At 69.5% G+C, this 21,856-nt stretch carries 20 protein-coding genes and 1 tRNA gene; 10 read left to right on the top strand and 11 right to left on the bottom strand.

Annotated features, from left to right (window positions below):
• A partial coding sequence (locus QQK25_RS09235) for an Hpt domain-containing protein (protein ID WP_284187655.1) occupies positions 1-770 on the top strand: 770 nt, incomplete at its 5' end.
• A 27-nt stretch (positions 771-797) separates the two neighbouring features.
• On the opposite strand, the gene QQK25_RS09230 is transcribed toward QQK25_RS09235, so the two are convergent.
• Positions 798-4,325, bottom strand: a complete 3,528-nt coding sequence (locus QQK25_RS09230) for an ATP-binding protein (protein ID WP_284187654.1) — start codon at positions 4,323-4,325, stop codon at positions 798-800.
• A 426-nt stretch (positions 4,326-4,751) separates the two neighbouring features.
• Here QQK25_RS09230 and QQK25_RS09225 point away from each other — a divergent pair, with 426 nt between their 5' ends.
• Positions 4,752-5,870 carry an ABC transporter substrate-binding protein gene (locus QQK25_RS09225; protein ID WP_284187653.1) on the top strand — a complete coding sequence of 373 codons (1,119 nt, stop codon included), beginning with the start codon at positions 4,752-4,754 and terminating at the stop codon, positions 5,868-5,870.
• 12 nt (positions 5,871-5,882) lie between these two features.
• Here QQK25_RS09225 and QQK25_RS09220 read toward each other — a convergent pair whose 3' ends face one another.
• Entirely contained in the window at positions 5,883-6,326 is a 444-nt protein-coding gene (locus QQK25_RS09220; protein ID WP_284187652.1) for a hemerythrin domain-containing protein, read from the bottom strand.
• Between the two features lie 135 nt (positions 6,327-6,461).
• On the opposite strand from QQK25_RS09220, the gene QQK25_RS09215 reads away from it, so the two are divergent.
• From QQK25_RS09215 to QQK25_RS09190, 6 genes are all read left to right on the top strand, one after another.
• On the top strand, positions 6,462-7,670 hold the full coding sequence (locus QQK25_RS09215; protein WP_284187651.1) for an MFS transporter: 1,209 nt from the start codon (positions 6,462-6,464) through the stop codon (positions 7,668-7,670).
• 103 nt (positions 7,671-7,773) lie between these two features.
• A complete protein-coding gene (locus QQK25_RS09210; protein WP_284187650.1) occupies positions 7,774-8,091 on the top strand; it encodes a hypothetical protein in 318 nt (105 codons plus the stop codon).
• Positions 8,070-8,939, top strand: coding sequence for an HvfB family MNIO-type RiPP peptide maturase (locus QQK25_RS09205; protein ID WP_284187649.1), 870 nt, complete (start codon positions 8,070-8,072; stop codon positions 8,937-8,939). The genes QQK25_RS09210 and QQK25_RS09205 overlap by 22 nt, the downstream gene beginning before the upstream one ends.
• The gene (locus QQK25_RS09200; protein WP_284187648.1) at positions 8,936-9,667 is read left to right on the top strand and encodes an HvfC family RiPP maturation protein; all 732 of its coding nucleotides are present in this window, start codon (positions 8,936-8,938) and stop codon (positions 9,665-9,667) included. The genes QQK25_RS09205 and QQK25_RS09200 overlap by 4 nt, the downstream gene beginning before the upstream one ends.
• A complete protein-coding gene (locus tag QQK25_RS09195) occupies positions 9,664-10,242 on the top strand; it encodes a sigma-70 family RNA polymerase sigma factor (protein WP_284187647.1) in 579 nt (192 codons plus the stop codon). Before QQK25_RS09200 ends, QQK25_RS09195 begins: the two co-directional genes overlap by 4 nt.
• Positions 10,236-10,424: a zf-HC2 domain-containing protein gene (locus QQK25_RS09190; protein WP_284187646.1), complete on the top strand. Its 189-nt coding sequence runs from the start codon at positions 10,236-10,238 to the stop codon at positions 10,422-10,424. Before QQK25_RS09195 ends, QQK25_RS09190 begins: the two co-directional genes overlap by 7 nt.
• 6 nt (positions 10,425-10,430) lie before the next feature.
• Here QQK25_RS09190 and QQK25_RS09185 read toward each other — a convergent pair whose 3' ends face one another.
• The 3 genes from QQK25_RS09185 to infA all read right to left on the bottom strand — a co-directional run bounded on the left by QQK25_RS09185 (position 10,431) and on the right by infA (position 13,021).
• Positions 10,431-12,227, bottom strand: a complete 1,797-nt coding sequence (locus QQK25_RS09185; RefSeq protein WP_284187645.1) for a bifunctional diguanylate cyclase/phosphodiesterase — start codon at positions 12,225-12,227, stop codon at positions 10,431-10,433.
• 248 nt (positions 12,228-12,475) lie between these two features.
• Positions 12,476-12,550, bottom strand: a tRNA-Thr gene (locus QQK25_RS09180).
• Positions 12,551-12,760: 210 nt separating this feature from the next.
• Positions 12,761-13,021: a translation initiation factor IF-1 gene (gene infA, locus QQK25_RS09175; protein WP_153163123.1), complete on the bottom strand. Its 261-nt coding sequence runs from the start codon at positions 13,019-13,021 to the stop codon at positions 12,761-12,763.
• Between the two features lie 426 nt (positions 13,022-13,447).
• Here infA and QQK25_RS09170 point away from each other — a divergent pair, with 426 nt between their 5' ends.
• Entirely contained in the window at positions 13,448-13,993 is a 546-nt protein-coding gene (locus QQK25_RS09170; protein ID WP_284187644.1) for an NADPH-dependent FMN reductase, read from the top strand.
• Between the two features lie 22 nt (positions 13,994-14,015).
• On the opposite strand, the gene QQK25_RS09165 is transcribed toward QQK25_RS09170, so the two are convergent.
• A complete protein-coding gene (locus tag QQK25_RS09165; RefSeq protein WP_284187643.1) occupies positions 14,016-14,891 on the bottom strand; it encodes an HDOD domain-containing protein in 876 nt (291 codons plus the stop codon).
• Positions 14,888-16,195 carry a putative bifunctional diguanylate cyclase/phosphodiesterase gene (locus QQK25_RS09160; RefSeq protein WP_284187642.1) on the bottom strand — a complete coding sequence of 436 codons (1,308 nt, stop codon included), beginning with the start codon at positions 16,193-16,195 and terminating at the stop codon, positions 14,888-14,890. Before QQK25_RS09160 ends, QQK25_RS09165 begins: the two co-directional genes overlap by 4 nt.
• A 166-nt stretch (positions 16,196-16,361) precedes the next feature.
• On the opposite strand from QQK25_RS09160, the gene QQK25_RS09155 reads away from it, so the two are divergent.
• Complete coding sequence (locus tag QQK25_RS09155) at positions 16,362-17,378, top strand: AraC family transcriptional regulator (RefSeq protein WP_284187641.1); 1,017 nt, start codon at positions 16,362-16,364, stop codon at positions 17,376-17,378.
• A 4-nt stretch (positions 17,379-17,382) separates the two neighbouring features.
• Here the strand turns inward: QQK25_RS09155 and QQK25_RS09150 are convergent, their stop codons facing one another.
• Genes QQK25_RS09150 through QQK25_RS09135 form a run of 4 tightly spaced genes read right to left on the bottom strand, consistent with a single transcriptional unit; the run spans position 17,383 to position 21,855 of the window.
• On the bottom strand, positions 17,383-18,909 hold the full coding sequence (locus QQK25_RS09150; protein WP_284187640.1) for a cryptochrome/photolyase family protein: 1,527 nt from the start codon (positions 18,907-18,909) through the stop codon (positions 17,383-17,385).
• Positions 18,906-20,183 carry a DASH family cryptochrome gene (locus QQK25_RS09145; protein ID WP_284187639.1) on the bottom strand — a complete coding sequence of 426 codons (1,278 nt, stop codon included), beginning with the start codon at positions 20,181-20,183 and terminating at the stop codon, positions 18,906-18,908. Before QQK25_RS09145 ends, QQK25_RS09150 begins: the two co-directional genes overlap by 4 nt.
• On the bottom strand, positions 20,180-20,332 hold the full coding sequence (locus tag QQK25_RS09140) for a DUF2256 domain-containing protein (protein ID WP_284187638.1): 153 nt from the start codon (positions 20,330-20,332) through the stop codon (positions 20,180-20,182). Before QQK25_RS09140 ends, QQK25_RS09145 begins: the two co-directional genes overlap by 4 nt.
• Positions 20,332-21,855: an FAD-binding domain-containing protein gene (locus QQK25_RS09135; RefSeq protein WP_284187637.1), complete on the bottom strand. Its 1,524-nt coding sequence runs from the start codon at positions 21,853-21,855 to the stop codon at positions 20,332-20,334. The genes QQK25_RS09140 and QQK25_RS09135 overlap by 1 nt, the downstream gene beginning before the upstream one ends.
• Position 21,856: the final 1 nt, after the last annotated feature.

Below are 21,856 nucleotides of genomic sequence, written 5' to 3'. Positions count from 1 at the left end.
GCTGCCTCGCGGCCGGCATGCAGGACCACGTGGCCAAGCCCATCGTCCCGGCCACGCTGTGGGCCACGCTGCTGCGCTGGATCAAGCCCCGCAGCGGCATGGCCGCGCCAGCGGCGGGCGCCCGGGCTGAAGCCGAAGCACCGGCGACCGGGACCGGCGCGGTGATCGCCCGGCTTGCGGCGATCACCGAACTGGACGTGCCGGCCGGGGTGCGCAACGCCCTCGGGCGGGAATCCCTCTATATCGCCCTGCTGGGCAAGTTCGTCAGCGGCCAGGGGGATTTCCCGGCCCATGTGACGTCGGCGCTGCAGGATGTGGACTGGCTCTCCGCCGAGCGGCTGGCCCACACCCTGAAGGGCGTGGCGGCGCAGATCGGCGCCTACGGGCTGAGCGAGCTGGTGGCCCGTTTCGAGCTGGCCGTGCGCAAGCGCGAGCGGCTGGTGGTGATGGTGCCGCTGCCGGCCGAGATCAGCCGGCGGCTCACTGCGCTGGTGGCGGCCATCGTGGCGGCGCTGCCCGGCGAGCGCCGCCTGCCGGCGCCGGTGGCCGTGGATCAGGACGAGCTGCAGGCCGCCTGCGCGCGTCTGGCGCGGGAGCTGGCCGACGATGACTTCTCCGCCAACCAGACCCTCGATGCCCACGAGGCGATGCTGCGGGCGGGGTTGGGGCACCGTTTTCCGGTGCTCGCCGAGGCGGTGCGTTCGTTTGATTTCGGCCTGGCCCTGAGCTGCCTGACCGAAGCCGCGGCGAGCCTCGACATCCCGATCTGACGCACCCGTCCCGCCGGCCTGAGGGCCTCAGTGCTCTTCGGGCACGTGGTGGGCGATCAGTTCGTCCAGCATCTGGTGGGCGGATTCGAACTCGAAGTTCTCGATGGCGTCGCCGATCTGGCGGGCGGCGTCCGGCTGCAGGCTGGCCAGCAGGTTGCCGTGGGTGCGCCACAGGGTGGCGGACTGCATGTCGTCTTCGGACAGCAGGCGGGACAGTTCGCTGCCGACGCGGCGCACTTCCTGCAGATCGGCCGGCCTGGCCTGGGGGGCGGGTGCCGGGGCGCCGGATTGCAGCGTGGCCTCGATGGCCGGCACGAGCTGGGCAAGCTCGGTGGCGAGGGTGGTGATGCCAGCCTCCAGCTGGTCGGCCGGGGCCTTGTCGCGGATGGCCTTTTCGAGGGCGGCAGCGGTGCTGGCCACCCGCATGGCGCCGATCGAGCCGGCGCTGCCCTTGAGGCTGTGGGCGGCCCGTTCGGCCTCGGGCAGGCGACCGTCGGTGAGCATCTGGCGCAGCGTCGCGGCATCGTCCCGGTGGGAGCGGGCGAACACGCCGAGGATGCGCCGGTAGCGTTCTTCATGGCCGCGCATGGTGCGCAGGCCGATCGCCACGTCGAGGCCGTCGATGTCGCCCAGGCTGGGCTGGGTGTCGGCTTGTGGCGCCGGCGCGGGGCCCGCCAGCGCGCCGATGGGGAGCCAGCGCAGGAGGGTCTGGTAGAGCACGTCCGGGTCGACGGGCTTGGGCACGTGGTCGTTCATGCCGGCGGCGAGGCACAGGTTGCGATCTTCGTCAAAGGCGTTGGCGGTCATCGCGACGATGGGCACGGTGGCGCCGCCGGGCAGGGCGCGGATGGCGGCCGTGGCTTCGAGTCCGCCCATCACGGGCATGCTGAGGTCCATCAGGATCAGGTCGAAGCTGCCGCTGTCGCGCACCTTGTCCACAGCCTGCTGGCCGTCCTCGGCGAGCTCCACGTTGATGCCGGCGTCGCTGAGCAGCTCGCAGGCGATCTCCTGGTTGAGGGGGTTGTCCTCGGCCAGCAGGATGCGGCGGCCGGCGTAGTGCTCGCGCAGGCGGCGCAGGGGGTCGGAGAACTCGCCGGGCAGCGGGTCGGCGGGGCCTTCGCTGCGCTGGATGGCCTGGCCGGCTTCGAGGTGCAGGCGCAGCCAGAAGGTGCTGCCGGCGCCCTCGGCGCTGCGCACGCCGATCTCGCCGCCCATCAGCTCGGCCAGCCGTTTGCTGATCGCCAGCCCGAGGCCGGTGCCGCCGTACTTGCGGGTGGTGGAGTTGTCGGCCTGCTCGAAGGCGCGGAAGACGGCAATCTGCTGGGTTTCGCTGAGGCCGATGCCGTGGTCCTCGACTTCCAGCCGCAGATCGACGCCGCTGCCGGTGCCGGGCAGGCGGATGGCGCGCAGGGTGATTGCGCCATGGCTCGAGAACTTCACCGCGTTGGACAGGAAATTGACGAGGATCTGCTCGATGCGCACTGGGTCGCCGCGCAGCAGCGCCGGCAGCTCGGGGTCGATATCCACCACCACCGGCAGCTGCTTCTGGATGGCGCTTTCGCGGATGAGGTTGGTGGCCTTCTCGAGGGTGTTGCGCAGGGGGAAGTCGATGGCTTCGAGGGTGATCTTGTCGGCCTCGATCTTTGACAGGTCGAGGATGTCGTTGATGATGCGCAGCAGGTGCTGGGCGGCGGAGCCGATCTTCTCGACCCGGTCGAGCTGAACCGGTTCGCGGATCTCCCGCTGGAGCAGGTGCGACAGCCCGATGATGGCGTTCATCGGGGTGCGGATCTCGTGGCTCATGTTGGCGAGGAAGGCGCTCTTTGCCCGGTTGGCGCTTTCGGCCTCGTCCCGTGCGGCGGCGAGCTCGCGGGTGCGCTGCTCGACGAGGTCGGTGAGGTGGTGGCGGTGGGCTTCGAGTTCGCTGGCGATCTGCTGGCGCTCGGTGATGTCGCGCACCGAGCACATCACGTAGGTCTTGCCGCCCCATTCGACGCGGCTCGATTTCACCTCGGCCACATAGACGCTGCCGTCCTTGCGTTTCTGGATGGTCTCGAAGGTTTCGCCGTCGGCGCGCACGTTCCGGATCATCGGGAGCAGCTCGCTCTTGGAGTAGCGGGCTTCCCAGTCCCACACGTGAAGGCGGGCGAGCTCTTCGGGGCGATAGCCGAGCATCGCCGCGAACTGCAGGTTGGCCTCGAAGACGCTGCAGTCTTCGTTGAGCACCACCATGCCGTCCCGGGCCATCTCGAACAGGGCGCGGCGGCGCGAGGCCTCCTCGGCAACGCCCCGCTGGGCCTGCTGGTGGGCAAGCCGCTGGCAGTCGAGGGAGTCGAGCAGGTTGTTGAAGTGGGTCGCCAGCTGGGCGATCTCATCCACTTCGTCGTCCCGGGGGACGCGGGCGCTGTGCTCGCCCTGGTGGATCGCGGTCATGGTGTCGGAGATCGCGCTCAGGCGGCGGGTGATGTTGCGGGCGCCGTACAGGAAGGACACCGACAGCCCGAGCATCGCCAGGGCCAGCAGGCCGCCGATGCTGCCGGTGAGCAGCCAGCGCTCCCGGGCATAGCGCTGTTCGGGAAAACCGGTGCCGAGCATCCCGATGTGGCGCCCCTCGCCGTCGTGGATCGCCTCGTAGCCCGCAATGTGCCACTGGTCGCCGATGAGCGTGCGCTGGGCCCAGGTTTTCTCGCCCTCCAGCACCGTGGTGCGGACGGCCTCCGGCGCATGGGTGCCGATGGCGCGCATGTCGCTGCCGAGGGCGGCGGTGGTGGCCACGCGCAGATCGTCGAGGAAGAACGTGGTGACGCCGTCGTTCGAGGTGGCGTTGAGGGCGACCGGGAAGACCACATCGCGGATGCGGTCGATCATCGGCACGTTGTTGTTGAGCAGCATCCCGCCCACCAGGATCGCGTCGGCGTAGCTGTTGCTGAGGGGCAGGTGGGCGGCGGCTTCGATCATCAGGCCGCGGGTCTCGGCTTGGGCACCCTCGCGGTCGGTGACCTCGACCCGTGCGCGGGCCGGCAGATCAGGCGAGAGGGCGCCAAGCTCGGCCGCCTCGAAGCGCGTATAGCGGGCGGTGGCGACCCCGGCGGCCGCCTGGCGCAGCGCAAAGCTGCCCGGCAGACGACTGCCCGGCGCGAGGCCGGTGCTGGAGGCGATCACCCGGCCATCCGGGGAAGCGATGATCAGGTAGTCCAGCCGGGCAACCTCGGCCCGGGACGCGAGGTACTGGTCGAGGAGGGGGATCGGGTCCTGCGTCACATGCTCGCCGTGGGCCGACAGGAAGTGGGCGATCCGCTCCACCTGAACCACTTCTTCCACGTGCCGGAGCGTTTGTGCCCGCACCTGGTCCATGTAGTTGCGAGCGCTGGCGAGGTTGCCGCGGGAGCTGCTCTCCAGGAGGTCGGTGAAGCGCGCGTCCCCCACCAGCAGCAGGGTGGCGAGGATCAGCGGAAAGGCGATCAGCAGCGGCGCCAGCCCCAGGGCGACGAGCCGCAGGCGCAGGGATGCACGCCAGCGATGCTGACGGTTAGCGAGCAGGGAACGGGGAGACATTGTGTAGATCCGTTCGGCGGCCTGGGTCGATGAGGCTTGGTGTCTGGATGGGCGTGCGCAACGCGGAATCAGCCGGCGGTGGGTGGCGTTGCCGAGCCCGCGGGCGTCCGATGCGCGCACCCCTTGTAGACGGCCCGTCCTGGGCGGACTTGAGTGAGGGGGGCGTACGGCCCATCGTGAGATTTAAACTCGTCAAAAATAATAATTTTGTTATTATCGCAAAAATTTGAAAAAACTTTATGGGGTCTGTCGCCAGGGTTCTGGCGATGTTGCGCGGGGCAGGCCTGGCGCTTGTGTGAGCCGGGGCTTTCGCTTCCGCCACCGCCCCTGGACGCCGTTGCGGGATGACCGGTGTTTCCACAGGCATATTCTGATGTAATGTATGCGGGTATCCTTGCGCTTGTGCGCGAGTGCAGAGAGGTTGGTATGTCGTTGCTGAAATGTGTGCTGGTTGCAGCGGTCGGTTTGCTGCTGTCGGGATGCGGGCCGGAGGCGCCGCTGAGCATCGGATTCATCGGCGGGTTGTCTGACCAGAACTCGGATTTGGGGCAGTCGGGCTACAACGGGGTGGTGCTGGCGGTCGAGCAGATCAACCGGGCCGGCGGCGTGCAGGGCCGCAAGATCGAGCTCGTGGTCCGGGACGATGCCCAGAACCGGGAGACGGCGACCAAAGCCGCATCCGAACTGGTCGCCGCAAAGGTCGAGGCGGTGATCGGCCCGTTCACCAGTGGCATGGCCGAGGTGGTGGTGCCGGTGCTCGCTGGCAACGATACGCTGGCGATCAGCCCGACCGTCACCTCGATGGATTTCGTCGGCAAGAATGACAACCTGGTGCGGATCAACCGAGCCTCCCGGGACAACGCCCGGGACTACGCCCGCGTGATGTTCCTGCGTGGCGAGCGCAAGGTGGCAGTGGCCTGCGACGAGCGCAACCGCTCCTTCACCCTGTCGTGGCTCAATGAGTTCCGCACCGCCTTTGCCAAACAGGGCGGCGAGGTGGTGGCCGAGGTGGCCTACGAATCGCGCCCGGATACCGATTTCGGCGCGGTGGTCGGGGCGATGCTGAAGAAGGGCCCGGACAGCCTGCTCTTCGTGGCCGGTGCCATCGACGTGGCGCGGCTTGCCCAGCAGGCCCGCCGTCAGGCGCCGACGCTGCCCATCGGAGCCTCGGAGTGGGCCGCCAGCGAACAGCTGATCGAGCTGGGCGGCAAGGTCGTGGAAGGGCTGCTGATCGTCCAGAACTACGACCGGGACGACGATTCGCCCCGCTTCAACGAGTTCCGCGAGGCCTACTTCAAGCGCTTCCAGAAGAATCCGGGCTACAGCGCGGTGGCGGCCTACGATGCGGCGATGGTGCTGTTCGAGGCCCTCTCCAGGCGCGCCGCCGGCGAGAGCGTGAAGGCGGCGGTGCTGCGCAACGGGCCCTATCAGGGGCTGCAGCAGCGCATCGTCTTCGACGCCAATGGCGACACTCAGCGCAAGGCGTTCTTCACCGAGATCCGCGACGGCGCTTACCGGAAGCTGGACGAAACCCTCTCCCGGTAAGCCGGGCCCGGGTCAGCGGTCGATCGGCAGGTTGCGACGCAACACGACCGGCACGCCGCCGAGTTTCTTCTTGGCCAGCCACTGGGCCAGCGCCGAATCCAGGTAGTCCGCGTGGCTGGGAAACCAGCGGGCCAGCTCGGCAGCAAACTCGCGGCCCACTTCCACATCGCCGGAGCGCACCAGGTCTTCCACCTGATAGGCCGATTCCATCACCGCGTTGTGATCGTCCACGTGGCAGTCCCGGGGCGGGAAGTCGGTCTCTTCCATCCACGCTTTCTCCTGCCCGAAATGGGCTTCGGCGTGTTCGATGAAGGCGCGCATCGCGGCGGCGAGATCGTCATCGGGGCAGGTCAGCAGCCGGTCGACGACCTCGACGAACTCCCGGTGCGTGTCGTCCATGGCCTCGAACCCGAGCAGGAAGGCGTCGGTCCACGGCAAACCCTGTTGATCGGTCATTTTCTGTGTTCTCCTGGCGTGTCATTCTTCGACCCTGCGCGGGCGAGGTGCCAAGGATAACCGAGGGCCGGCCGCGTTTGCCCTTGTGGGCGAAAAAATCTCGAGAATATTTTCAAGCCCACCGGAGTGCCACCCATGACGCCTTCAGGCTCCTCCCCGCAAACCGGTGTCCGTCCCCGCCTGCCGGCGGGCATCTGGGCGCTGGGGCTGGTGTCGATGCTGATGGACATCTCGTCCGAGATGATCCACGCGCTGCTGCCCGTCTATCTGGTGGGCGCGCTCGGTGCCTCGACGCTGGCGGTGGGGGTGATCGAGGGGATCGCCGAGGCCACCGCGGCGATCACCAAGGTGTTCTCCGGCGCGCTGTCGGACTGGCTGGGCCGGCGCAAGCTGCTGGCGGCCATCGGCTACGGGCTGGCGGCCTTCACCAAGCCGGTGTTTCCGCTGGCCGACACGGTGGGCTGGGTGGTCGCGGCGCGTTTTGTGGACCGCATCGGCAAGGGCATCCGCGGTGCGCCGCGGGACGCCCTGATCGCCGATCTGGCGCCGCCGGGGCTGCGGGGCGCGGCTTTCGGGTTGCGCCAATCCCTCGACACCACCGGGGCCTTTCTCGGGCCGCTGGTGGCGATCGGGCTGATGGCGCTCACCGGCGGCGACATCCGGCTGGTGTTCTGGGTGGCGGTGCTGCCGGCCTTCGGGGCCTTCGCGCTGATCAGCTTGGCGGTGCACGACGTGCCCCGGCCGGGCGCGGAGCGCGTGCGCGCGCCCCTGTCCCGCGCCGAGCTGGCCCGGCTGCCGGCGGCCTACTGGTGGGTGGTGGGGATTTCGGCGGTGTTCACCGTGGCGCGCTTCAGCGAGGCCTTCCTGGTGCTGCGGGCCCAGGAGCTGGGCGTGGCGTTGGCTTGGATTCCGGCGGTGCTGGTGGTGATGAACGTGGTGTATTCCCTGTCGTCCTACCCGGTGGGCGTCCTGGCCGACCGGATGCATCGGGGCAGCCTGCTGGGCCTGGGTTTTGCGATGCTGGTGGCGGCCGATCTGGCCCTGGCGCTGGTGGACGGCCTGCCCGGGCTGGCCCTCGGCGTCGCCCTGTGGGGCCTGCACATGGGCATGACCCAGGGCCTGCTGGCGGCGCTGGTGGCCGATGCCGCCCCGGCCGAACTGCGCGGCACCGCCTTCGGGGTGTTCAACCTGGCTGGCGGGCTGGCCTTGCTGGTCGCCAGCGTGGTGGCCGGCGGGCTGTGGGATGCCTTTGGCTCCCGCGCCACCTTCCTGTGCGGCGCGGCCTTTGCGGCGCTGGCCCTGGCGGGGCTGGCGTGGCGCCGGCCGGATTCGGCGCGCGGCTGAAAAATATTTCGCCTACCCTGTAAGAAAGCCGGGCGCCGCAGCGACTAAACGGCAGCCCGTGCATGTTGTGCGAGGCAGCCCCACCCCCGACAGGAGATTCACCATGAAAAAGACGTCCGCGATCACCGCCGTGCTGGCCACTTCCGCGCTGCTTGGCGCCACCGCTGCCCAGGCTGGCGACAACCCCTTCTCCGCCACGCCCCTGGCGGGCGGCTACCAGCTGGCCCAGGCCGACACCAAGCCGATGGACGGCAAGATGATGGACAAGCCCATGGACGGCAAGGCGGCCGATGCCAAGTGCGGCGCCGAGCGCAAGGCCGGCAAGAAGGCCGACGGCAGCTGTGGCGGCAAGAAATCCGACGCCAGCTGCGGTGCCGCCAAGAAGAAGGCCGACGCCTCGTGCGGCGCCAGCAAGAAATAAGCGCCCCGGCCGGCGCCTGGCCTGCGGGCGCCGGCCTGGGGTTTCGGCGCGAGCTGCTCGCCGAGCTGGAAGCCGGCGTGCCGGATGAGGTCGCCTTCTTCGAGCTCGCGCCCGAAAACTGGGCCGGCGTCGGCGGCGAATCCGCCCGCCGGCTGCGCGCCTTCACCGAGCGCCATCCCTTTGTCTGCCACGGGCTGTCTCTGTCGCTGGGCGGCGGGCTGCCGCTGGATGTGGATCTGCTCAGGCGCATCCGCGCCTTCATGGGCACCCACGGCATCGGCCTGTACACCGAGCACCTGTCGTGGAGCAGCGACGCCGCCGGCCAGCTGTACGACCTGCTGCCGCTGCCCTTCACCGCCGAGGCGGTGCGCTGGACGGCCGCGCGCATCCGCCAGGCCCAGGACGTGCTGGGCACGCGCATCGGCATCGAGAACGCGTCCCGCTACCTCACCCCGCCGGGGGCCGAGATGAGCGAGGCGCAGTTCATCCGGGCGGTGCTCGAAGAGGCCGACTGCCTGCTCCATCTGGACGTGAACAACCTCTTCGTGAACGCCCGCAACTTCGGCTTCGACCCGCTCGCCTTCCTCGATGCGCTGCCGCTGGATAGGGTGTGCTACCTGCACATCGCCGGCCATCACCGGGAGGCCGACGGCCTGCTGATCGACACCCACGGCGCGCCGGTGATCGGCGACGTGTGGGCGCTGCTTGATGCCACCTACCGCTGCGTGGGGCCGCTGCCCACCTGCCTGGAGCGGGATTTCGACTTCCCGCCGCTCGCCGAGCTCGGGGTTGAAGTGGCGCGCATCGCCGCCCTCCAGCAGCGTGCCCGGCAGGCGGAGGCCGCATGACCGGCCTGCAGGCTTTCCAGTCGGCCTTCGGCGCGCGCCTGCGGGGCGGGCGCAGCGTGCCGTGCCCACCCGGCGTGTCGGCACCACGGATGGCGGTGTACGAGACGCTGCTCTTCAACAACCTGCGGGGCTTTGTGGACCGCTGCTTTCCGGTCGCCCGCACCTGCCTAGGCGAAGCCCGCTGGACACGCCTGTGCCGCAGCTTCTACCGGGACTGGCCGTGCCATAGCGCGTGGTTCCGCGACATCCCGCGGGCCTTCGTCGATTATCTCGAGTCTGCTCCGCCTGCCGGGCTGCCCCGCTGGCTGGCGGATCTCGCCCGCTACGAGTGGGCCGAGCTGGCGGTCGATCTGATGGACGTGGCGCTGCCGCCCGTGGAGGCGGGCGCCAGCCTGCTGGACGACTTTCCCCAGCCCAACCCCGCGGCGCTGTCGCTGGCCTTTGCCTGGCCGGTGCAGCGCATCGGGCCGGATTTTCGCCCGCGCAAGCCGGCGCCGGTGTGCATCGTGGTGTATCGGGATGGGAGCGAGGTGGTGCGTTTCATCGAGCTCAGCCCGGCCTCGGCGCGTCTGCTCGCCCTGTGCGACGGCGTCACCCGAGGGCGGGCGGCCATCGAGACCCTGGCCGCCGAGCTAGGCCGCGCGGCCGACCCGGCCTTCGTGGCCTTTGGCGCGCACAACCTCGCCGCGCTGGCCGATGCCGGGGTGATCCTGGGGGCGCATCGGTGAGTGCCGCCGAGCTGATCGCCGATTTCCGCCCGCAGATGATCAAGTTTGCGCGCCTGCAGCTGCACGACGACGCGGCGGGGGAGGACGTGGTGCAGGAGGCCATCGAGGCGGCGTTGGCGGGGATCGACCGCTTTGCCGGGCGCTCGGCCCTCAAGACCTGGCTGTTCACCATCCTGCGCCACAAGATCATCGACAGCCTGCGGGAGCGCGGGCGCACGGTGCAGATTTCGAGCCTGGAGCGGGATGAGGAAGAACTGGACGAGACCCTCGACGGGCTCTTCAACGCCAGCGAGCACTGGCGCCCGGACACCCGCCCGCGGCCCTGGGCCGACCCCCACGCGGCGCTGGAGCAGCGTCAGTTCTGGCTGGTGTTCGAAACCTGCCTCGAAGTGCTGCCCGCCCGCACGGCGCGGGTGTTCATGATGCGCGAATTCCTCGGGCTCGAAACCGACGAGATCTGCGCAACCCTTTCCCTCACGACGAGCCACTGCCACGTCATCCTTCACCGGGCCCGGGCCGGGTTGAGGCAATGCCTCACCAACGGCTGGTTCGGTGCGGAGCCCGCATCATGCTGACCTGCAAGAAGGCAACCCATCTGATGTCGGCCGGCCTCGACCGGCCGCTGGGCCCGGGCGAACGCCTCAGCCTGCGCCTGCACCTGATCTTCTGCCGCGGCTGCCGGGCCTTCCGAAGCCAGATCGGCTGGTTGCGGAACATCAGCCGCGGTTTCGTGGGCCGCGACGACGGGCCGGATTAGCGGCGCTCAGGCGCTCCAGCGCGCCCGGCCGGCGTTCTTGGCCCGGTACATGGCGTGATCGGCGGCGATCAGCAGGCGCTCGGCGGTGTCGCCGTCGTTGGGGAAGCGGGCCACGCCCACGCTGCAGGCGATGCGCAGCACGTGCCCATCCACCTCGAAGGGCTGCGACAGCGCCTCGACAACCTTGGCGGCGGTGGGTTCGATGGCGGCCTGGCCTGCGTCGCTGGGCATCGCCACCACGAACTCGTCGCCGCCCAGGCGTGCCACGGTGTCCTCTTCTCGGAACAGCCGCTGGAGGCGCTGGGCCACCTGCTGTAGCAGCAGATCGCCCACGTCGTGGCCGAAGCGGTCGTTCACCGGCTTGAAGCGGTCCAGGTCGATGAACAGCACCACCACCTCGCACTGATGGCGGCGGGCGTGATGCACCATGCTCTCGAGTCGGTCGGAGATCAGCGAGCGGTTGGGCAGGCCGGTGAGGCGGTCGAAGTTGGCCTGGTGCCAGATCTCGCCGTCACGGCGGCGCAGTTCGGTCACGTCGGCCACCAGGGCCACCCGGTGTACCACGCTGCCGTCGGCGGCCAGCACGGCCGAGATCACCGCGTGGCCGGTGTAGGCCTCGCCGTCGCGCCGGCGCCCCTCGAAATCGCCGCGCTGGTGGTGCAGGTCGGCGGGGCCGAACAGCTCGCCCAGGCTCTTGCCACCCACCCGGCCGGCGGGAAGCGTCGAGATGTGCTGGCCACGCAGCTCGTCCACGCCGAAGCCGGTGATGGCGCTGAACGCCGGGTTGATGTCGACGATGCGGTTCCCGGTATCGACGATGACGATGCCTTCAGCCATGTAGTCGAGCACTTCGGACAGGTGCTCTTCCCGGTCGGCGAGGGCGGCCACCGCCCGCTCGTAGCGCTTGAGGGCGACCAGCAGCGCGCCGATCACGAGGAGCAGCAGCCCGCTGAAGATGCCCGCCTGCTGGATCGCCCAGGTGTTCTGGGCGCGCACCGGGGCGAGGGCATCGTCGAGGGCGATGCCGCTCATCATCACCAGCCCAGAGGGCAGGCGGGTCCAGGCGTAGTGGCGCAGGACGCCATCCACCGAGGCGTGGGCGACGTAGTGGCCTTCCTTGAGGCTGGGGCGGGTGATGTACTCCCGTTGCTGAGGCGCCTGCTTGCCGTAGTGGGCAGTGGGGTCGAGGCTGCGCAGCAGGACGTGGCCCTGGGCGGAGAGCAGGGTCAGGGTGTCGCGGGGGCCGCTCTCGAAGCGGGCGAGCTGTTCGGCCCAGGCTTCGGGCGAGACGGCGATGGACACCACGCCGTCGAAGTGGCCGTCCCGGCGGATGGCACGTGCCACCTGGATGCTCCACTTGCCGGTCAGGCGGCCCAGCACGGGCGGCGAGACCACCAGCCGGTCTTCCTGTTCGGTGGAGAGCTGGCGGAAGTAATCCCGGTCGCCCAGAAAATTGCGCGGCGACGGGCCGAGGGACGAGTAGGCCAGATAGCCCTCGGCGTCGATGCGGAACTGCTGGAGCACCAGCCCCGGCGGCATCGTCTCGGTGATCAGCCGGCCCTGCAGGGCCATCGCGGCGGGGCTGTCGAGGGAGGCGATGCGGGCTGTCCGGAGGGCGAAGTCGAAGCGCTCGATGCCCGCCTGCACCGTTGCGCCGGCGGCTCGGGCCTGGATCAGCGCCTGGGCGCGCAACCGGTCGTTGGCTTCCCGTTCGTTCTGCCCGGTGGACGTGAGCGTGTCGTACCAGATGATGCCCAGCGCCAGCAACGTGACGCCGATGATCGCGGCACGGACGAACTGCAACGGCCTGGCCGATCGCTGGGGTAAGAGCCGGGAAATCATGGGAGTGGGCCGAATCCTCGCCGTGTCTGCGTCATGCCGAGGTACGCAGGTCTGTGCAGGCCTCAGTGTGCATCAAGTCGCGCGCGTGGTGGATGTCGGGATGCGTCGCGGGCCCTCGATGACGCAAAAAGGCGCAGGCAGGCGTGACGTCATCATGGCGGCGGGTGCGTCCGGAGGGCGAAAAAACGGAGGACAGGCAAGGGGGTGTGTGGTGCTCATGGGCAGGATTGAACTGCCGACCTCTCCCTTACCAAGGGAGTGCTCTACCACTGAGCTACATGAGCACTGCACGTGCGCTGCAGAATGCGGCGCCGTCGGGTTGGTGGCTCACACCGCGGCCTGACGGCCTGAAGTGCGACAACCCTTGAAAAGCGGGGCGGATAGTATCAAGAGCGGCGGCCCCCCGCAAGGATGTCCGACGCATGATTGCCTGAAATCCGGCCGTTTTTCACGATTGTTGAGGCTTCGTGGGTGCCCGGCCGGCTTCAGGGTGTTCAGTAGCGCCGGGAGGGAGCCGGAGCTCCGCCGCTGCGCGGGGGCAGGTGACGGAAGGTGATGCGGCCCTTGGAGAGGTCGTAGGGCGACATTTCGAGGGTGACTTCGTCACCGGCGATGATGCGGATGTGGTTCTTCTTGAGCTTGCCGCCGGCGTAGGCGATCAGCAGGTGTTCGTTGTCGAGGGTGACGCGGTAGCGACCGTCCGGCAGGACTTCGGTGACCTTGCCGTGCATTTCGATGAGTTCTTCTTTGGCCATGTTCGGGCTCCTTGTGGCGGGCCGCGCATCCGGAAAAGGGTGGATGGGCCCGGGTTTCGCCTGGCCCGGTTGGGGCCGGGGAGGGCGGGTGCCGGCCACCGGGTGGGCGATCGGCACGAGTTGCCTGCGAGAAATATCGCGGGCGCAGGTGATTGGCGTGGTGGACAGCGAGGCTGGCGCGCCAGCTGAAAGCATCGGACCGGCGGAGGGCAGGCCGTTGCGGATGTGAATTCGATGGGGTGAGAGCACCGCCTGCGCAAGACGCGCGGACGACAATACGAATGCACGATTCAGATCGACATGATAGCACGGCCAGCGGCACCCACGTTGGGCCGTCTTGCCGGGAACCGGTAATGTTGCCGCTATGTCCGACTCTGGACTGCGGCAGATGCCGCCCGTTCAACGCACATCAAGGGGTAATCGATCATGTCGCTCAAGTTTCTGGGTATTGCCGGCAGCCTGCGCCAGAAGTCCACCAACAAGGGACTGCTGCGCGCGGCCCAGGCCAGCCTGCCGTCCGGGGTGAGCATGGAGTTTGCCGATCTGTCGGATGTGCCCTTCTACAACGCCGACCTCACCGCCAAGCCGGCGGCCGTCGAGCGCGTGCTGGCGCAGCTGGCCCAGGCCGACGCGCTGGTGCTGGCCTCCACCGAGTACAACTACTCGATGGCCCCGGCCCTCAAGAACATCCTCGACTGGGCTTCCCGCGAGCCGGATAACGCGCTCCTGGCCGGCAAGCCGGCGGCGATCATGGGCGCCGGCGGCGGGATGGGCACTTCCCGCGCCCAGTATCACCTGCGCCAGGTGTGCGTGTTCCTCGACCTGCATCCCCTCAACAAGCCGGAAGTCTTCGCCAACGCCTTTGCGGGCGCCTTCGATGGGGACGGAAACCTGACCGACGAGCGGCTGCAGAAGCTGGTCGCCGATCAGATGAAGGCCCTGGCCGACCAGACCCTGCGCACCAAGGCCTGATCCGCGCCGGCCGGGCCAGCCTTCAGTCGATGCGCTTGAGGAGCGCCGCGGCCGGCTCGACCAGTCCGGCCAGGGCCTCCTCGTCCAGGTCGAGCAGGCGCAGGCACGAAGGGCCGAGCTTGTCCCATTCGCGGGTCTGGCTGCCGCCGGTGGCCAGCTGAACCAGCCGCTCGGCGGTCTGGGCGATGGCGACGAGGCGCCGGGACGCGAGCGGCAGGCCGGAGTCGAAGCGGTCGAGCATCTCCGGGTCGTGGTGGCTGCGGATCGCCTGGGAGATGATCTCGGGCAGCCACCAGTTCTGGGCCAGCAGGCTGCCGACCACCGCGTGGTGGGTGGGCAGGGCGTCAAGCTCGTGGGCGGTGAACAGCCGCTCGCTGTCGCGGTTGGCCCGCATCAGGATGTCCCGATAGGTGCCGAAGCGGCGCAGCAGGATCACGATCCCGCAATCCCGGAACAGCCCGAAGGTGTAGGCGTCGTCGGCGCGCACGCAGGGCACCGCGAGGTGCTGGGCGAGCCAGCCCGACAGCGCGGCGATCTCGGCCGAGGTGTGCCAGAAGCGCTCGTAATGGGCGCTGTTCGGAAAGGCCTTGTGCAGGCTGATCGCCGCGATGGCCCGGCTGGCGGCGTCGAGGCCCAGCATCATCAGCGCCTCGTTCACCGAGCGCACCCGCAGCGAGAAGCCGAAGTAGGGCGAGTTGGCGGTCTTGATGAGGCCGGCGGCGAGGCTCACGTCGCGGCTGATGAGCCGGCCGACCATGAACATGTCGGGCTCGTCCCGGTGCATCTCGTGGCGGATCCGGTCGATGATCTGCGGCCGCGGCGGGATGTCGATGTCGCGGATCGAGCGCTCCAGCAGTGCGTCGACCACCGGATGGGCAGGTTTCGGTTGGTTCGTCATGGCGTGTTCCTTTGCTCAAGCCAGCCCAGCAAGGCTTCTTCGTTCATCGGCCGGGCCCAGATGAAGCCCTGGATGGCGTCCACCTCGGCGTCGTGGAGCGCGGCGAGCTGCTCCGGCGTCTCGACCCCTTCGGCCACCATCACCATGCCCAGCTCCCGGGCCAGCCGCGACATGGCACGCACCACCGCGTAGGCGCGCCGGTCGTCGGGCAGTACCTGCACGAAGGAGCGGTCGAGCTTGAGCTTGGTGGCCGGCAGGTCCTTCAGGCACGACAGGCTCGAGTAGCCCGTGCCGAAGTCGTCGATGGCCAGCCCGACCCCGGTTTCCCGGGCGCGGCGGAGGTTCTGCTGGACGATCTCGGATTCGTCCATCACCAGCGATTCGGTCAGCTCCAGCTCGATCAGGGCCGGATCGACGTTGGCGCAGATCAGCGCCCCGTGCAGCGCCGGCAGGAAGGTCGGCGAGGTGAGCTGGGCCCGGGACACGTTGATCGCCACCTTGGTGGGCAGCCCGGCGTGGCACAGGCGGGCGGCGAAGCGGGTGCCCTGGAGCAGGCTCCATTCGCCCAGGCGCACGATCAGGCCGGTCTTCTCGGCCACCGGAATGAAGCGCCCCGGTGCCAGCAGGCGATCGTGCACCCGGCAGCGCATCAGCCCCTCGACGGCTTCGATGCGGCCGTCGAAGGTGAGCACCGGCTGGAAGTCGAGGGACAGCCCGCCGGTCTCCAGCGCCAGATGCAGGTCGGATTCCACCGCCAGCTCCTCGCGGGCCAGCTGCACGCCGTGGCGGCCGCGGAAGGTCTCGCTGCCCGACACCACCAGCCGGTTGCCGCCCTGGCGCTTGGCGTCGAGCATCGCCCGGTCGGCGCGCTCGAAGAAGGCGTGCAGGCGCTCGCCGGCGGCGTGCTGGGCGAGCCCGATGCTGGCGGTGGGGTGGATCATCATCCCGTCCAGTTCGAGCGGCTGTTCGAGGGCCTGGGCGAGCTGCTGCCCGAGGGCCCGGGCCTCGCCCAGGCTGGTGCCCGGCAGGAGGATCACGAATTCGTCGCTCCCCATCCGCATGCAGTGGGCCGTCTGCGGCACGAGCCCCCGGATGAGGGTGGCGACATGGGCAATGATGCGGTCTCCGCCGCGATGCCCGAACGAGGCATTGACTTTGTGAAAACGGTCGAGATCCAGCCACAGCAAGGCCAGCGGCTGGTCCTTTGCGTTGACTGCGCCAATGACCCGACGGGCGAGGGACAGGCTCCCACCCCGGTTGAGGAAACCGGTGATGGGATCGACGGCGAACTTGTGGTTCGACATGCTGGCTCCATCGTCAGGATTGCAGGCGCGATTGCTCGCGGGGTCCGGCGTGTGCGGAAAGCGTGACGCCTTACCTGCAAGCGTATGAAAACAGCCCGTTACGGGCTTGACGATCCGCGCCTTTCGATTGACGATCTGCGCCACAAGAAAATTGGGGCGAGGACGCATGGCAACGACCAGTTCGCTGGCCACGGTGTGGCTGATGATGATCCGGATGTTCGAGCGGGAAGGGCTCGATCCGGCCGAGCTGCTGGCCGGGCTCGGCATTTCGGCGGAGCAGCTGGCGGAGCCCGGCAAACGTTTTCCGAGCCGCATCGCCGACATCGTCTTCGAGCGCGCCTGCCCGAGGCTGTCCGACCCGGCCTTCGCCCTGCATGCGGCGCGCTGCTGGCATCCCTCCAACCTGGGCACGATGGGCTACGCCTGGCTCTCGAGCAGCACCCTGCGCACCGGGCTCAAGCGCCTGGAGCGCTACGCCCGCATCCTCGGCGAGCGCTTCCGCTACACGGTGCAGGAATCGCCCGAGGGCCTGCGCTTCGTGTACGACCACGGGCGTGGCGACAAGGCGATCGGGCCGTTCATGACCGACTTCTCGCTGTCGATCATCATCGACATGTGCCGCACCAACTTCGGCGACACCTTCACCCCGCTGCAGGTGCGTCTGCGTCGGGCGCTCCCCGCGAGGCGCGAGGCCTGGGACACGTTCTTCGGCTGCCGCGTCGATTTCGGCGCTCCGGAAGACAGCTTCCTCCTCGCCAACGTCGATGCCGACCGGCGCCTGCCTACCGCCTACCGGGACATGGCGGCCACCTTCGACCAGATCCTCACCGGGCAGCTGGCCGAGCTCACCCGGGACGACCTCGTCACCCGCTGCAAGGCCCACCTGCTCGAACATCTCACCTCCGGCGAGCCCACCGAGCGGGGCCTCGCCGAAGCCGTCGGCCTCAGCCGCCGCACCCTGCAGCGCCGGCTGGCGGAGCATGGCATCACCTACAAGCGGCTGGTGGACGAGACCCGCGAGGCGCTGGCCCGGCGCTACCTGGAGAACCCCCAGCGCAGCCTCACCGAGATCACCTTCCTGCTCGGCTTTTCAGAGCAGAGCGCCTTCACCCGCGCCTTCCGCCGCTGGCACGGCGAATCCCCCAGCGACTACCGCCGTCGCTGCGCTGCCACGCCAGCCTGACCCATTACAGGGCATCCAGATCGGCCCGCAAGGCCTCCGCCCGCTGGCGGATCGCCGTGCGGGCGGGCTCGTCGAAGCGTTCCAGCTGGCGATAGACCATCCCCAGCCGGTGGTTGGCGCCCAGCCGCTCGCGGTTGCGGTCGAAGAAATCCCAGTACAGGGCGTTGAACGGGCAGGCGTCGTCGCCCGTGCGGGCCTTGGCCTTGTAAGCGCAGCCCTTGCAGTAGTCGCCCATGCGGTCGATGTAGGCGGCGCTCGACACGTAGGGCTTGGTGGCCAGCAGGCCGCCGTCGGCAAACTGGCTCATGCCCAGGGTGTTGGGCAGCTCGACCCACTCGAAGGCGTCGATGTAGATGCCCAGGTACCAGCGATGCACCTCGGCCGGGGCGAGCCCGGCGAGGAGCGCGAAGTTGCCGATCACCATCAGGCGCTGGATGTGGTGGGCATAGGCGTGCTCCAGCGACTGGCCGATGCTGTGGGCAAGGCAGCGCATCTTCGTCTGCCCCGTCCAGAACCACGTCGGCAGCGGCGCGTGGTGGCTGAACACGTTGTGGTCCACGTAGCCGGGCATGTGCGCCCAATACACGCCGCGCACGTATTCGCGCCAGCCGATGATCTGGCGGATGAAACCCTCGGCCGCCGCCAGCGGCACCTTGCCCTCGGCGTGGGCCGCCTCGACCCGCTGGACGACCTCCCGCGGGCCAAGCATCTTGGTGTTGAGGGCGAAGGACAGCAGCGAGTGGAACAGGCGCCACGCTCGGCTGCTCAGGGCGTCTTGAAAATCGCCGAAGTGGGGCAGCGCCTCGGCGACGAAATCCTCCAGCTGGGCCAGCGCCTCGCCACGGTTGAGCGGCCACCCGAGGCGATCCGCCGCCGGGTTGCCGAAGTGCTTCACGCCCGCCGCCTCGATGCGCTGCCACAGGGCCGAGTGGTCGTGGCGCACGCGCGGATCGGCCGGCTCGCGGGGCAGGCCGGGCCACGGCTTGCGGTTGTCGTGGTCGAAGTTCCAGCGCCCGCCCAAGGGCTTGCCGCCGGCCATCAGCACAGCGTGGCGGGTGCGCATGGAGCGGTAGAAGTGTTCCATCAGCCACTGCTTGCGGCCCTCGAAGAGCCGCGCGGCGTCCAGCCTGGCGGTGTAGAAGTGCTCGCTGCCGACCATCGTGGCGGGGATCGTCAACTGCCGCACCCACGCCGCGAGCTGCCGGTCGAGCCGCCATTCGTCCGGCGCCTGGTATTCGACGCGGGTGATGCCGTGGCGGGCGATCAGGGCGTCCAGGTTGGCGGTGAGCGACTGCTGGTTGGCCGGGTCGTCGATGGCGAGGTATTCGACGCGATGGCCGGCCCCGTCCAGCTGCCGGGCGAAGTCGCGCATCGCCGCGAAGATGGCGAGGATCTTCTGGGCATGGTGGAGGACGTAGTCGGTCTCCTGGCGGATCTCCATCAGCACGTGGATCACGTCCGGGCGGGGCTCGGCGAACCAGCTGTGGAGCGGGTTGAGCTGGTCGCCGAGGATCAGGCGCAGGGTGGTCATGGGGTGCTCCAGCAGGCCTGGTAGGCGCCGTCCGGGTCGTGCTCGGCGGCCTGCTTGTCGGGGTTGAAGCGGCGTCCGCCGCGCGGGTCGGTGCCTCGGCCGGTGATGTACAGCCAGTTGCCCTGGTTGCTGCACACGTCGAAATCCACCAGCTGGGCCTCGAACCACGCGGCGCCAGCCCGCCAGTCGCAGGCGAGGTCGTGGATGAGGTAGCTGGCGACGATCTGGCGCATGCGGTTGGAGAGGTAGCCGGTGGCGGCGAGCTCGCGCATCCCGGCGTCGATCAGCGGGTGGCCGGTGTTGCCGGTTTGCCAGCGGGCGAAGGCGGCGTAGTCGTGGGTCGGCGGTGCGCTGCCGGTCAGGCCGCCGGCGCGATACAGGTGTCGGCCGTGCTTGCGGTGGAGCAGGCGGAAGTGGTCGCGCCACAGCAGCTCGAACCACAGCCAGTACGTGCCGTCGCTGGCGCCGCGGCGGGCCTCGAAATCCTTGAGGCCGGCGTGGATCTGCCGCGCCGACAGGGCGCCGAGGGCGAGCCACGGCGAGAACTTGCTGGAGTCGTCGATGCCGGCGAGGCGGTTGCGGGTGGTCTTGTAGCTGTGGGGAAGGCCGCGGGCCAGATATTGGGCGAGGTGGGCGCGCCCGGCGCTGGCGCCGCCGTGGAAGGCGGGCAGGGCGTAGGGGAAGGCCGAGCGCGGGTCGGCGGGCGGGGGTGGAGCGGGCATCCGGTTGGCGCCCGGGAAAAGGCCGTCCGGCAGCGGCGGCAGGCGTGTCGGCGCAGGGATCGGCGCCGGTGGCCGGATGCCGGCGCCTTCGACGTTCTGGCGGAAGGCGGTGAAGACATCCGGCAGGTTGGCGGCGTCGAACGGCAGCGTGGAAGGATCGAGCAGCGTGGATTGCCAGTGGGTCTCGACGGTGATGCCGGCGGCGCGCAGGGCTGCGATCTGGGTTTCCTCCTCGGGCGCCGGAATCACCTCGCAGACGATGCCCGTGGCGCCGGTGTGGCTGACGAGATCGGCAAGGCGTTCGACCGGGTCGCCGTGCAGTTCGACCAGCCCGCTGCCGGCGGCCCTTAGCTGCGCATCCAGATCGGCGAGGGCGGTGGCGAGGAAATGCCGGCGATGGGGCCCGACGCGCTCGAAACCCCACGCGGTGCGCTGGGCTGGCGGGTGGATGAAGACGGGGATGAGCCGGTCGGCGGCGTGGGCGGCGCGGGTGAGGGCCGGGTTGTCGGCAAGCCGCAGGTCGGCGCGGAACCAGTGGATGACGGTGTTCATGGCGTGGCTTTGGTCGGCCGCGTGCGGCGGCAGCGCTCGGAGCAATACTTCACTTCGTCCCACACCCGCGCCCACTTCTTGCGCCACGCGAAGGGGCGGCCGCAGCAGGGGCAGGTCTTGGTGGGCAGGGTGGGTTTGGCGTGGGCCATCACAGATCCAGTTTCAGTTGGGCCTTGTCGGCGGCTTGCCGGGCGCGGGGGCTGCCGTTGGGTGCGCGCTTGCGCGAGCCGTGGCGGGCGACGATGGCGGCCTTGGCGGCGCGCACCTCTGGCTGGGCGCGCAGGGCGAACAGGCGGGCCTTGGCGCTGCGGGTGGCAGCGTCCAGATCCACACAGGGCTCGGGAATGTCGCCGGGGGCCAGGCCGTGGGCGGCTTGCACCGCGGCGGGCATGCGCCAGGGCTCGAACAGCCAGCTGTCCGGCACCTTGCGCAGGGCGGGCAGCCAGCGGCGCACGAAGTGGCCTTTCGGGTCGTGGTCGCGGGCCTGTTTGATGGGGTTGTAGATGCGCGGCAGGTTGATGCCGGTGGTGCCGGACTGCATCTGCATCTGGCTCCAGTGGATGCCCGGCTCGTAGTCGAGGAACTGCCGCGCCAGCCACAGCCCGACCGGCCGCCAGTGCAGCCACAGCGGGTAGGCCGCCACCGAGACGAGCATCGCGCGCATCCGGAAGTTGATCCAGCCGGTCTCGCGCAGCATGGCGACGCAGGCGTCCACCAGCGGCCAGCCGGTGCGTCCGGCGGTGAGGGCGGCGAAGTGGGCCGGGTTCCAGTCGGCCTCGCGCAGCCCGTCGTAGCCCCGGTGAAGGTTGCGGAATTCCAGCGCCGGCTCGCTCTCGAGCTTCTGGATGAAGTGGCAGTGCCAGTAGAGCCGGCTGATGAAGGCGGTGAGGCCGTTGCGCTGGGCGCCGGCGGGCAGGCTGGCGACGGCCTGGCGGGTGGCGTGGACGATCTCGCGCAGGCTGAGGCAGCCAAAGGCGAGGTAGGGCGACAGGCGCGAGCAGGCGGTGGGGGCCGAAAGAGGCGACGAGATGCCGCCCCGGTACTGCCGGCTGCGCTCGGTGAGGAAGTCGTCCAGCACCGCGAGGCCGGCTGTACGACCGCCCCGCTGGCGTCCCGGCGGATCGTCGTCACCGAGGCCCAGCGCGGTGGCGGTGGGTGGCGGGGTGTCGGGCCAGGGCAGCGGCGCGAAGCGCAGTTGAGGTGGCTCGGGCAGGCAGGGTTGGCCGACGAAGGCTTCCCAGCGGGCCTGCCAGGTGTCCCGGTCGGCGAGGCGGCGCACCACGCCGAACTGGGGAAATTCCTGCCAGCGCACGCCGTGGTCACGGCACCAGCGGGCCACCGCGATGTCGCGCCGGTAGGTGAGGCCGTTGCCGGTCTCCTCGTGGGAATACAGCGCGCCGAAAGGCGCCTCGGCGTGGAGGCGGCCCAGCACCTCGGGCATTTCACCGGTGACGAGGTGGATGCAGCCACCTCGCTCCCGCAGCGCCCGGTACAGGTCGCGCAGGCTTTCGAGGATGAAGGCGTAGTGCTGGCGGGCGGCGTCGGGCTCGGCCCACAGGGAGGGCTCGACCACGTACAGGCACAGCACCGGGCCCCGCAGCGCGGCGGCGGAGAGCGCTGCGTGGTCGTGGAGCCGCAGGTCGCGCTTGAACCAGACGACGCTGTAGTCCATG

The organism is Zoogloea oryzae (assembly GCF_030161255.1).
GTDB lineage: Bacteria > Pseudomonadota > Gammaproteobacteria > Burkholderiales > Rhodocyclaceae > Zoogloea > Zoogloea oryzae.
The sequence above is the reverse complement of the archived record's forward strand: the minus strand, read 5'-3'. Positions and strand labels throughout refer to the sequence as shown.

What these genes read in the sequence shown, in the direction of transcription:
- QQK25_RS09225 (WP_284187653.1), top strand. Translation starts at nt 4,752, where the DNA reads ATGTCGTTGCTGAAATGTGTGCTGGTTGCAGCGGTCGGTTTGCTGCTG.
- QQK25_RS09210 (WP_284187650.1), top strand. Translation starts at nt 7,774, where the DNA reads ATGAAAAAGACGTCCGCGATCACCGCCGTGCTGGCCACTTCCGCGCTG.
- infA (WP_153163123.1), bottom strand. Translation starts at nt 13,021, where the DNA reads ATGGCCAAAGAAGAACTCATCGAAATGCACGGCAAGGTCACCGAAGTC.
- QQK25_RS09200 (WP_284187648.1), top strand. Translation starts at nt 8,936, where the DNA reads ATGACCGGCCTGCAGGCTTTCCAGTCGGCCTTCGGCGCGCGCCTGCGG.
- QQK25_RS09190 (WP_284187646.1), top strand. Translation starts at nt 10,236, where the DNA reads ATGCTGACCTGCAAGAAGGCAACCCATCTGATGTCGGCCGGCCTCGAC.
- QQK25_RS09215 (WP_284187651.1), top strand. Translation starts at nt 6,462, where the DNA reads ATGACGCCTTCAGGCTCCTCCCCGCAAACCGGTGTCCGTCCCCGCCTG.
- QQK25_RS09155 (WP_284187641.1), top strand. Translation starts at nt 16,362, where the DNA reads ATGGCAACGACCAGTTCGCTGGCCACGGTGTGGCTGATGATGATCCGG.
- QQK25_RS09145 (WP_284187639.1), bottom strand. Translation starts at nt 20,183, where the DNA reads ATGAACACCGTCATCCACTGGTTCCGCGCCGACCTGCGGCTTGCCGAC.
- QQK25_RS09160 (WP_284187642.1), bottom strand. Translation starts at nt 16,195, where the DNA reads ATGTCGAACCACAAGTTCGCCGTCGATCCCATCACCGGTTTCCTCAAC.
- QQK25_RS09135 (WP_284187637.1), bottom strand. Translation starts at nt 21,855, where the DNA reads ATGGACTACAGCGTCGTCTGGTTCAAGCGCGACCTGCGGCTCCACGAC.
- QQK25_RS09150 (WP_284187640.1), bottom strand. Translation starts at nt 18,909, where the DNA reads ATGACCACCCTGCGCCTGATCCTCGGCGACCAGCTCAACCCGCTCCAC.
- QQK25_RS09230 (WP_284187654.1), bottom strand. Translation starts at nt 4,325, where the DNA reads ATGTCTCCCCGTTCCCTGCTCGCTAACCGTCAGCATCGCTGGCGTGCA.
- QQK25_RS09165 (WP_284187643.1), bottom strand. Translation starts at nt 14,891, where the DNA reads ATGACGAACCAACCGAAACCTGCCCATCCGGTGGTCGACGCACTGCTG.
- QQK25_RS09220 (WP_284187652.1), bottom strand. Translation starts at nt 6,326, where the DNA reads ATGACCGATCAACAGGGTTTGCCGTGGACCGACGCCTTCCTGCTCGGG.
- QQK25_RS09140 (WP_284187638.1), bottom strand. Translation starts at nt 20,332, where the DNA reads ATGGCCCACGCCAAACCCACCCTGCCCACCAAGACCTGCCCCTGCTGC.
- QQK25_RS09170 (WP_284187644.1), top strand. Translation starts at nt 13,448, where the DNA reads ATGTCGCTCAAGTTTCTGGGTATTGCCGGCAGCCTGCGCCAGAAGTCC.